The following is an 11326-nucleotide window of genomic DNA, read 5'->3' on the forward strand; positions in this document are numbered from 1 at the left end:
ATGTGATAAAATTTTAAAGTGAATAAAAAGAGAGGGGGGTTTCTAATGAAGAAAATTTCTAGTGCATCAATCTGGATCGTAGTGTTTGTACTTGTGATTTATGCAGCACTAACCGTACTTGATAGTAGCAAAGATGTTAGTCAAATCAGCGTTAATAAATTCCAAGAATATTGGATTAAAAAGGATATTAAAACTGTTCAGGTAAAAGAAGATAAAACAGTATCAGGAGAACTAAAGAACGGAACACGATATGAAACTATAGTCCCATTGACGAGATTGCTTCAAGTTATGGACCAAAACCCAAATGCAAGCGTTACAGAAACATACTTAAAGCCAGCTAGTATGCCAATGTGGTTAAATGTCTTGCCAACACTCCTTATAATTTTAATGTTAGTGGCCTTTTGGTTTATGTATATGCAGCAATCGCAAGGTGGCGGCGGTGGCGGTAATAGAGGTGTAATGAATTTTGGTAAAAGTAGAGCCAAAATAGCAACGCCAGATAAGAAGAAAGTTACATTTGATGATGTAGCTGGTGAAGATGAAGAAAAGGAAGAACTTGCAGAAGTTGTAGATTTCTTAAAACAACCTAAAAGATACCTAGAAGCAGGTGCAAGAATTCCTAAAGGTATTCTTCTTATAGGACCACCGGGTACAGGTAAGACGTTACTTGCGAGAGCAGTATCAGGAGAAGCAGGAGTTCCATTCTATAGTATATCAGGTTCGGAATTTGTAGAGATGTTTGTAGGTGTTGGAGCTTCAAGAGTAAGAGATTTATTTGAACAAGCGAAAAAAAGTGCTCCTTGTATAATATTTATTGATGAAATTGATGCAGTAGGTAGACAAAGAGGAGCTGGCGTTGGCGGTGGTCATGATGAAAGAGAGCAAACTCTAAATCAGCTATTAGTTGAGATGGATGGATTTGGTGTAAATGAAGGCATAATTATGATAGCCGCAACAAATAGACCAGACATACTTGATCCTGCTCTTTTGAGACCAGGCAGATTTGATAGACATATATTAGTGGGTGCGCCTGATGTTAAAGGAAGAGAAGAAATTCTAAAGGTACATTCCAAAGGTAAACATTTAGCAGAAGAAGTAAAACTTGATGTATTAGCTAAAAGGACACCTGGGTTCACTGGTGCAGACCTTGAGAATTTAATGAACGAAGCTGCACTGCTTACAGTTAGAAATAAAAAAACAGTTATAGAAATGAAAGAGCTTGATGAAGCAGTAACTAGAGTTATTGCTGGACCGGAAAAGAAGAGTAAAGTTATCAGTGAAAAAGATAGAAAATTAACAGCATATCATGAAGCAGGGCATGCTGTAGTAATGAAATATTCTCCATTATCTGATCCAATTCATCAAATAAGTATTATACCAAGAGGAATGGCAGGTGGGTACACAATGCATCTACCTGAAGAGGATACTGCTTATACTTCAAAACTAAAACTTAAAGATGAAATGGTCGGGTTATTAGGCGGTAGAGTTGCTGAAAAATTAGTATTAAAAGATATTAGCACAGGTGCTAAGAATGATATTGATAGAGCATCGGCTATTGCAAGAAAGATGGTTATGGAATATGGTATGAGTGATGAACTCGGACCAATATCTTTTGGTAATGATCATAATGAAGTATTCCTTGGAAGAGATTTAGGCAAAAGTAGAAACTTTAGTGAAGAAATAGCTAATAAAATAGATTCAGAAGTTAAGATGCTTATTGATGAAGCTTATGGAAAAGCTGAAAAAATTCTTGCTGAAAATGCAAGTAAACTTCATGCAGTGGCTCAAGAACTGTTGTTAAAAGAAAAACTCGAAGGCGTGGATTTTGAGGCTATAATGGCTAAAACAGATTCAGGTGAGATTGATTTAACAAAGATTTAACTTGGTAAAAGACATACAGTGAGTTAGCTGTATGTCTTTTTTTATATCATTTAACCAGTAAAGAGAGTCCATTCTAACAGAAACTTTATATTAGTGCGATTTACTAAGAAACTTACTGTAATTATATACCAACATTTGATGAGGATTGTGGTATAATATATAGAATTAGCTTTATAGGTGTAACTTTCACTGTAACCGTTAATATTGCAGCGACCTAGGAGATGATTTAATTAAACAAAACTTCTTATAAAGATTTAACTTGACAAATTTGTTCAAATTGTTAAAATTATATTGTTAAATTAGGAACGGTTGAAATTAATATTTATAATATTGGATACATTATTTTGTGTTTTTATAATGGCAAAAATATAAAACGACTTGCAAGTTGTTTTAAATTATATAGGTGGTGTATAAAGTGATTTTAGTTTTAGATGTTGGAAATACTAATACTGTTTTAGGAGTTTTTAAGGAAAAGGAGTTAATTGTAGAGTGGAGAATATCAACTGATGCAAAAAAAACCGCTGACGAGTACGGAATTCAAGCAATGCAATTATTTAATCAGCGAAACATAAGAACAGAACATATTAAAGGCGTAATAATTTCCTCGGTTGTTCCCAATAGTATGTATTCACTAGAACATATGATAAGAAAATATTTCGATTTGAAACCAATGGTAGTAGGCCCGGGGATTAAGACTGGAATAAATGTAAAATATGATAATCCTAAAGAAGTAGGTGCGGATAGAATTGTTAATGCTGTTTCAGCTCATGAAATTTATAAAAGATCATTAATACTAATAGATTTTGGTACAGCTACAACCTTCTGTGCTATAAGCAAAGAGGCTAATTACTTAGGTGGAACTATATGTCCTGGTATTAAAATAGCTTCTGAAGCACTATTTGAGAGAGCGGCAAAGCTACCTCGGGTGGAGCTTGTAAAACCAGAAACAGTTATATGTAAAAATACTGTTGAAAGCATGCAGTCTGGAATAATATATGGATATATTGGTCAAGTAGATTATATTGTTAATAAAATGAAAAGTGAAATGATTAGTATGGGAGAAGAAGAGCCTTTTGTAGTAGCCACAGGTGGACTTTCAAAACTAATAACCAAAGAGTCTTCTGCTATCGATGAGTTTCATCCGAATTTAACCTTAGAAGGCCTTAGAATGATTTATGAGAAGAATAGGGAATAGGTGATTTAATGAAAATATCAAATATTAACTTTGAAAACGATGTTTTTTTAGCCCCTATGGCAGGAATTACAGATATTGCTTTTAGAGGGTTGTGCAAAGAATTAGGGTGTGGTCTACTATATACTGAAATGGTAAGTGCTAAAGGGTTATATTATGGAAGTGACAATACAGAATCTCTTATGCGAATTTCGGGTCAAGAGAAACCTGTAGCCGTTCAGATATTTGGTAATGATCCTAAGATTATGGCTAGTTCCTGTGAAATTTTCAATGCAAGAAGCGATATATGTATGGTTGATGTAAATATGGGGTGCCCTGTTCATAAAATAGTGAAAAATGGAGAGGGATCAGCTTTGATGAAGAATCCTAAACTAGCAGCGCAAATAATAAAAGAAATGAAAAAGGTTTCAACAAAGCCTGTGACAGTGAAGTTTAGAAAGGGATTTGATTCAAATAATGTTAATGCTGTAGAATTTGCTAAATATATGGAGGATGCGGGGATAGATGCTATTGCAGTGCATGGCAGGACTCGCGAACAAATGTATGAAGGCAAGGCTGATTGGGATATTATAAGGGCTGTAAAAGAAAATGTTAAAGTGCCGGTAATAGGTAATGGGGACATATTTTCCGTAGAGGATGCTGTCAAAATAAAGGAAATCACTAATTGTGATGCTATAATGATTGCAAGAGGGTCTAGGGGTAACCCATGGATTTTTAGAGAGATTAAGCAGGCAATAAACGGAGAAAAAGTTATATACCCTACTCCTGAAGAAAAAATAGATATGTGTATAAGGCATTTAAATTTAGCTGTAAAATATTATGAAGAAATTAAGGCTGTTAGAGAAATGAGGAAACATACAGCCTGGTATATCAAAGGGCTTAACAACTGTGCTGAGATTAAGAATGAAATTAATACTAAAAATACTTATGATGAGGTAAAGCAGGTACTTTTGGTTTATAAAAATTATTTGAAAACCATAGAAGCATAATTTAAAAATTAAAACGGGAATTTATATAATTAACACTGAATAAGATAATAGTACATTAATGTATAAGGTGCAGATGTATGAAGCCAATTTTATGTATAACTTCAAATATAGATAATTTATATAATGAATTTGGATTTTTAAGTAAAATTAAAGATAAACTAAAGATGAAAGTAATAAGTAATGAATACATTAAAGAATTAGATATTAAAGTTACGAGTGTAAGGATGCCACCTAATTTTAATAGAAAAGCATATTTAAACAATTTAACTTATGCTAAAAAAATATGTAAATGTAATGAAGTGCAATTATCGCCAAAAACACTGAGGCCTATGGATTATAATTATTTTAATGAATTTCAAAAGCGATTCTTAGCTTTTAGTGTTATAAAAAGTATACAACTTATGATTAGAATGAGAAACAAAAGTTTGAAAAATTGCTGCATTGTTATATATGATGCTGTAGAAATAATAAACTATAATATTATTGTGGAATTAGCAAAGCATTGCAAGTATATTGTATTTTTATCGCCTGATTTGGTAAAAGCTAGAAAGCTTGCAGATTATATTATCGCTAATTTTGGTGTATCTCCTATTGTTACAGATGATGAACTATATGCTGTTAAAATAGCCGATTTTATTGTTTCATCTAAAGACTATGAATTCGGTGATGGGAAATTAGTCTGGTTCTTAGATAATAGTATAAGCACGCCAAAAAATATTATAGCTGTAAATGATGTAAGTTATAATGTGCCTTGGAAAACTTTTAAAGGAGATTTTTCTATCGAACTTTTAGGATCGATATTATGTCAAATGCAAGAAAGTGACATTGAAAAAGCTCTTAAGTATAATGGTATATATCTTAAAAAAATAAAATTCAACAATAATGTAATATATTAGACTATTTTGCTCGTAACATATTGACAATAGTAACGCTCTGATTTATAATGGCTAAATGGTTACATGTATTGTTATTCTAAGAATAAATCTTAGAATCGATAATTTATCAATTTGAACTAATAGTCTTATATTATATAAATTATATGAAATTACTATATTTCGAGGAAAACAGTATTGTAGTTGGGGTGTAATATGCTAGGGTATTGTTAGTTGATAGTGAATTTTATGGATGTTTACTAATTTATTTAATAAAAATTAAAAAGGGGAGAAATAAATGAGCGTACCAAAACAATATGTAATGACCTATGAGGGAATTACGAAATTAGAGGGAGAATTAGAATTTCTTAAGACTGTCAAGAGAAAAGATATTACTGAAAAAATAAAGGTAGCACTTGGGTATGGGGACTTAACCGAAAACTCAGAGTACGATGAAGCTAAAAATGAACAAGCATTTGTTGAAGGTAGAATAATACAATTGGAAAATATGCTTAGAAATGCAAGTGTTATAGATGAAAACGATATTGAAATAGATGTAGTAAGTATAGGATCTATAGTTAAGGTTAAGGATTATGAGTTTGATGAAGAAGTTGAATTTTATATAGTGGGTTCAGCAGAAGCAGATCCAATGATAAATAAAATATCGAATGAATCACCAGTTGGATGTGCACTCGTTGGTAAGAAATCAGGAGCAATTATAGAAGTTGCAGTTCCAGATGGTGTTGGTAGGTATGAAGTATTGGAAGTGCGACGTGGGTAATTGTTTAAAAATTATTTAATTTTTATAGAACATAGGGGTACTTAACAATTTATAATTGGTAGGTGCCCTAAAGAAATATATACATAGAAGAAATATGGCAGAATAAATGATTAGTAATTATTTTCTGACCTGGGAAAAACAGGAGGGATATTAATGTCGAACGAAAAAAACAATGAAGAAAAAAGCGAAGAGAAAAACTTGCATGAACTTGAATCTAAATATAATGAACAGGTAACCATAAGACGACGAAAATTATCTGCTTTAAAAGAAGAAGGCAAAGATCCATTTGATGTGTACAAAGTTGAAAGAACTCATACATCACAAGAAGTTAAAGAAAATTTTGAGAAATTAGAAGGCGCTCAGGTTATTGTAGCAGGTAGACTCATGTCTAAAAGAGTTCATGGTAAGGCAGGTTTTTCTGATATTCATGATAGATATGGTAAAATACAACTATACATAAAAATAGATGATGTAGGCGAAGAAAAATTAAAAGAATATAAAAGTTTTGACATAGGAGATTTTGTAAGCATAACTGGTACACCTTTTGTTACAAAAACTGGTGAGATATCACTACATATAGTAGATTTTCAGCTTGTAGCGAAGGCTCTAAAACCACTTCCAGAAAAATGGCACGGATTAAAAGATCCTGATTTAAGATTTAGACAAAGAGAAGTAGATATAATAATGAACCCACAAGTAAGAGATACGTTTATGAAGAGAATATCAATAATTAAATATATCCGAGAATACTTAGATAACAAAGGATTTTTAGAAGTTGAAACTCCGATTTTATCCACAGTAGCAGGAGGAGCCGCAGCAAGACCATTTAGTACTCATCATAATGCGCTTGATATTGAGATGTATCTTAGAATTGCAACAGAGCTATATTTAAAAAGACTTATTGTTGCTGGTTTTGAAAAGGTATATGACATGGGTAAAAACTTTAGAAACGAAGGAACAGATATAAGACATAATCCAGAGTTTACAATGATAGAATTATATGAAGCTTATGCAGATTATAATGATATGATGGAAATTACGGAAAATATGATAGCTTACGTTTGTGAAAAGGTTCATGGAACTATGAAAGTAAATTATCAAGGAACTGAGATAGATTTTACACCACCATGGAGAAGAATTACTATGGTAGATGCAGTAAGAGAATATTCAGGTGTGGACTTTGATAAAATAGCTACTAATGAAGAAGCTAGGGTTATAGCTAAAGAAAAGCATTTACAATTTAAAAAAGAATTAGAAAATTGCTCAAAAGCAGATATATTAAATGAATTATTTGAAGTATATGTGGAAGAGAAACTAATTCAACCAACATTCTTATGTGATTACCCTGTAGAAATATCACCTCTTACAAAGAAGAAGAGAGGGAATGAAGAGTTTACAGAGAGATTTGAAGGCTTTGTGTTTGGAAGAGAAGTGTGTAATGCATACTCAGAGTTAAATGATCCAGTAGTTCAGAGAGAGAGATTTATGCAACAAGCAAAAGAAAGAGAACTGGGTGATGATGAGGCTTATTTAATAGATGAAGAATTTATGAGTGCATTAGAAACAGGAATGCCACCAACAGGAGGACTGGGTATAGGAATTGATAGAATGGTAATGTTCTTAACGGATTCTTATTCAATAAGAGATGTTATCCTATTCCCTACAATGAAACCAATCCAGTAGTTTAAAAAAATCAAAGGGGTATTTTAGTTAATCTAAAATATCCTTTTTACTTCTTAAGCGTAATCATCAGTGCTTAAAATCATGAAATTTAAATAAAAAAGAAAAAACTATTGAATTTTTAATAGTATATGTTATAATGTTGTTGTAAGCAATAATAATCCGCGATAGCTCAACGGTGGAGCACTCGGCTGTTAACCGATAGGTTGAAGGTTCAAATCCTTTTCGCGGAGCCATTTTTTATTTTTGGAACTCAATATTATAAGAAATCTAATGTATAATAAAATAATTCACTGTGATAAAGAAGAGTAGTAGTAGTACTTCATAAGAGAGGTTGTGGCTGGTGTAAACAATCAAAGTATTATTGTGAAAGGAACTTTTGAGTGTATAGAACTTAAAGTAGGGCATGTGCCAATAAGGGTGGAACCGCGGAAATAATTTTCGTCCCTTGGGGTATAGTCTTTTTTTTTGTACGTAAAATAAAAGAGCATGCCTTTATGCGGGTGTGATGGATTGAATTGGTTATATTTAGGGCAAATAGGAAAGAATACAAGATGTAATATTAATATATTTGTAATGACCATTGAGAAGTATATAAAACGAGATATCATTAGATTATAAAAAAATAGGAGGGATTAATATGACATTTGAAAAAAGTATGGATAAAATAGTTGCGTTATGCAAAAACAGAGGGTTCGTATTCCCGGGATCCGATATATATGGAGGGCTCGCTAATTCGTGGGATTATGGTCCTCTGGGAGTTGAATTTAAAAACAATGTTAAAAAAGCTTGGTGGAAAAAATTTGTTCAAGAAAGTCCATATAATGTAGGTGTTGACTGCGCTATACTTATGAACCCAGAAGTATGGGTTGCGACGGGTCACGTTGGAGGATTTTCAGATCCACTAATGGATTGCAAAGATTGCAAAGCTAGATTTAGAGCGGATAAGTTAGTGGAAGACCATATGACGAATCAGGGAGTAGAAGTAGCTAGTGCTGATGGATGGTCAAATGAAGAGTTAAAAGAATATATAGCAAAAAATGAAATAGTATGTCCTAAATGTGGAAAGAAAGACTTTACTGATATTAGAAAATTTAATTTAATGTTTAAGACTTCCCAGGGGATAACAGAAGATGGAAAATCAGAGATATATTTAAGACCAGAAACGGCTCAGGGTATCTTTGTAAACTTTAAAAATGTTCAAAGAGCTTCAAGAAAAAAAGTTCCATTTGGAATAGGCCAAGTAGGAAAGGCTTTCAGAAATGAAATAACACCAGGGAACTTTATTTTTAGAACTAGGGAATTTGAGCAAATGGAATTGGAATTTTTCTGTAAACCAGGTACAGATTTAGAATGGTTTGCATATTGGAAAGAGTATTGTGCTAATTTCTTATATAATTTGGGAATGGAAAAGGAAAATTTAAGATTTAGAGACCATGGAGAAGAGGAATTATCTTTCTATAGTAATGCTACTTGTGACATAGAATTCTTGTTCCCTTTTGGATGGGGAGAATTATGGGGCGTTGCCGATAGAACTGATTATGACTTAAAGAAGCATATGGAACATTCAGGGAATGATTTAAGTTATCTAGATCCTATTACTAATGAAAAATATGTACCATATTGTATAGAACCTTCTCTGGGTGCAGATAGAGTTGTTCTTGCATTCTTAGTTAATGCATATGATGAAGAAGAACTTGAAGGCGGAGACGTAAGAACAGTGCTTCATTTACATCCAGCACTTGCACCATTTAAGGCGGCTATTCTACCTTTAAGTAAAAAATTATCAGAGAAATCGCTCGAAGTTTTTGCTATGCTAGGTAAAAAATTTAACGTAGACTACGATGAAACCGGAAGTATAGGAAAAAGGTATAGAAGAGAAGACGAAATAGGAACTCCATACTGCATAACCGTAGATTTTGATACGTTAGAAGATAATACTGTAACAATTAGAGACAGAGACACAATGGATCAAATAAGGGTAAGTATAGATGATTTAGAAAAGTTTATAGAAGAAAAACTACAATTTTAAATTTTAAATTGGAATAGTTAGTTTGGTTTAGAGAATGGCGTGTAGTATATAATGAGGCTTGAGTAGGCTGTGGTTATACTATGCGTTGTTTTTTTATAGAATAAATCTAAAAAATTATAAAATAAATTTGTAAAATAAATAATATAATATAAAGTATATGGAGATTACATGGAGGGTTATATGAAAAAGGATTTCAATGAATTTAAGGAATTTATAAAAGGAAAAAAAGTTGGAGTTGTAGGTATAGGAGTTAGCAATATTCCTTTAATACATTTTCTAGTGAAGCTTAAGGCGGTTGTTACAGCTTTTGATAAAAAAACTTATAGTTTACTGGGACAGGTAGCAATAGATTTCGAAGAAGAGGGCGTGAAGCTGGTATTAGGGGAAGATTACTTAGATGATCTAACGGGGTTTGATGTTATTTTTAAAACACCATCTATGAGAGTAGATAACCCTGCTCTTTTGAAAGCAAAAAAAGAAGGAACATATATAACTTCCGAAATGGAAGAGTTCATAAAATATTGCCCGGCTAAAATTTACGGCGTAACTGGTAGTGATGGAAAAACAACTACAACTACAATAATATATAATATATTAAAAAAAGAAGGATATAAAACTTGGGTTGGAGGCAATATTGGTACACCACTGTTCGCAAATATTGAAGAAATAACCAAAGAGGATAAAGTAGTATTGGAATTGTCGAGCTTTCAGCTTATGACTATGACGGTTTCTACAGATGTAGCAGTAGTAACAAATCTGAGTGTGAATCATCTAGATATTCATAAGGATATGGAGGAATATATAAATGCAAAGAAAAATGTGTTTAAATATCAACGTGACGGTGATCTGATTGTATTAAATAAGGATAACGCGTTAACTTATGAATTAAGAAAAGAGGTTAAGGGAAAAGTTAAGTATTTTAGTGTGTGCGAGAAACTAGAAGATGGTGCATATTTTCAAAATGATAAATTATTCATTATGAACAAGGTAGTGTGTAATCTTGAGGAAGTAAAGCTAAAAGGGATGCATAATGTGCAAAACCTATTAACTGCCTTTTGTGCAACTCAAGATGAAGCAACAGTTGCGAGCATGAGAGAAGTGGCTACCACTTTTATGGGGGTACCTCATAGGGGCGAATTCGTGAGGGAAGTAGATGGAGTTAAATATTACAATGATTCAATAGCATCTACGCCAACTAGAACTATAGCAAGTCTCAAAGCTTTTGGAAAGCCTGTTATACTAATTGCAGGAGGATATGATAAAAAAATACCTTTTGAACCTTTAGCAGAAGAAGGCTACACAAATATTAAAACACTAATATTAGTAGGGGACACTAAATATAAAATAAAAGAAGTTTTTGAGCGTATGTCTAAAGAAAATAAAATACCTTTACAGATTATACTTGCTGAAAATTTTAATGAAGCAATTTTTACAGCTAAATTAGTTGCTAAACCTGGTGATATAGTGACGTTGTCACCGGCATGTGCAAGTTTTGATATGTTTCAAAATTTTGAAGTAAGAGGTAATAAATATAAGGAAATAGTAATGACATTATAATAAAAGACATTTTCATGTTCATTAAATAGGAGCTCTGGTAAAAAAGATTATTTTTACTGGGGTTTTTATTTTTATAGGCTATAGGTGCTAAATGCGTAACAAATGTTCCAAGCGTATCATTATGAGCAAAACGGATTATATGGTATATATAAACATATATATGGAAATAGATTGATATAATAGAGGATTATAAACAAATGGTGAGTTATACATATGATATTATATTAATTGTCGCTGGAACATACAGTTATAAATTAACTTTAAGTGCACAGTGATGAAAGAAAAATTCATTATCAAATATTTTTTAAAGTAGTTGACAATGATGAAAAAAAGAATTATAAT

8 protein-coding genes and 1 tRNA gene are annotated in these 11326 nt (G+C 32.2%); all 9 read left to right on the plus strand.

Translation table 11 applies throughout. The annotated features are described in order from the left end of the window. The first annotated feature begins 45 nt into the window (after positions 1–45). The 9 genes from ftsH (at position 46) to murD (ending at position 10984) form a co-directional block, all read left to right on the plus strand. Complete coding sequence (gene ftsH / locus KTC94_RS12260; RefSeq protein ID WP_165412323.1) at positions 46–1881, plus strand: ATP-dependent zinc metalloprotease FtsH; 1836 nt, start codon at positions 46–48, stop codon at positions 1879–1881. Positions 1882–2296: 415 nt separating this feature from the next. Continuing rightward, a complete protein-coding gene (locus tag KTC94_RS12265; protein WP_216304364.1) occupies positions 2297–3076 on the plus strand; it encodes a type III pantothenate kinase in 780 nt (259 codons plus the stop codon). 8 nt (positions 3077–3084) lie between these two features. Beyond that, on the plus strand, positions 3085–4062 hold the full coding sequence (dusB, locus tag KTC94_RS12270; RefSeq protein ID WP_216304365.1) for a tRNA dihydrouridine synthase DusB: 978 nt from the start codon (positions 3085–3087) through the stop codon (positions 4060–4062). Between the two features lie 77 nt (positions 4063–4139). Continuing rightward, a complete protein-coding gene (locus KTC94_RS12275) occupies positions 4140–4958 on the plus strand; it encodes a hypothetical protein (RefSeq protein WP_216304366.1) in 819 nt (272 codons plus the stop codon). Positions 4959–5232: 274 nt separating this feature from the next. Next, complete coding sequence (gene greA, locus KTC94_RS12280; protein ID WP_216304367.1) at positions 5233–5715, plus strand: transcription elongation factor GreA; 483 nt, start codon at positions 5233–5235, stop codon at positions 5713–5715. A 153-nt stretch (positions 5716–5868) separates the two neighbouring features. Continuing rightward, positions 5869–7398: a lysine--tRNA ligase gene (gene lysS, locus KTC94_RS12285; RefSeq protein WP_216304368.1), complete on the plus strand. Its 1530-nt coding sequence runs from the start codon at positions 5869–5871 to the stop codon at positions 7396–7398. A 158-nt stretch (positions 7399–7556) separates the two neighbouring features. After that, positions 7557–7631: transfer RNA gene (locus tag KTC94_RS12290), tRNA-Asn, on the plus strand. Positions 7632–8035: 404 nt separating this feature from the next. Then, positions 8036–9427 (plus strand): glycine--tRNA ligase, encoded by a 1392-nt coding sequence (locus KTC94_RS12295; RefSeq protein WP_216304370.1) that lies wholly within the window; start codon positions 8036–8038, stop codon positions 9425–9427. A 180-nt stretch (positions 9428–9607) separates the two neighbouring features. Next, entirely contained in the window at positions 9608–10984 is a 1377-nt protein-coding gene (murD, locus tag KTC94_RS12300) for a UDP-N-acetylmuramoyl-L-alanine--D-glutamate ligase (protein ID WP_220319859.1), read from the plus strand. The last annotated feature ends 342 nt before the right edge of the window (positions 10985–11326 follow it).

Source organism: Clostridium sp. CM028, assembly GCF_030585565.1.
Lineage (GTDB): Bacteria > Bacillota > Clostridia > Clostridiales > Clostridiaceae > Clostridium_AD > Clostridium_AD estertheticum_B.

Excerpts from the sequence above, each read along its gene's own strand:
- KTC94_RS12275 (WP_216304366.1), top strand. The coding sequence starts at position 4,140 with ATGAAGCCAATTTTATGTATAACTTCAAATATAGATAATTTATATAAT.
- dusB (WP_216304365.1), top strand. The coding sequence starts at position 3,085 with ATGAAAATATCAAATATTAACTTTGAAAACGATGTTTTTTTAGCCCCT.
- lysS (WP_216304368.1), top strand. The coding sequence starts at position 5,869 with ATGTCGAACGAAAAAAACAATGAAGAAAAAAGCGAAGAGAAAAACTTG.
- ftsH (WP_165412323.1), top strand. The coding sequence starts at position 46 with ATGAAGAAAATTTCTAGTGCATCAATCTGGATCGTAGTGTTTGTACTT.
- greA (WP_216304367.1), top strand. The coding sequence starts at position 5,233 with ATGAGCGTACCAAAACAATATGTAATGACCTATGAGGGAATTACGAAA.
- KTC94_RS12295 (WP_216304370.1), top strand. The coding sequence starts at position 8,036 with ATGACATTTGAAAAAAGTATGGATAAAATAGTTGCGTTATGCAAAAAC.
- murD (WP_220319859.1), top strand. The coding sequence starts at position 9,608 with ATGAAAAAGGATTTCAATGAATTTAAGGAATTTATAAAAGGAAAAAAA.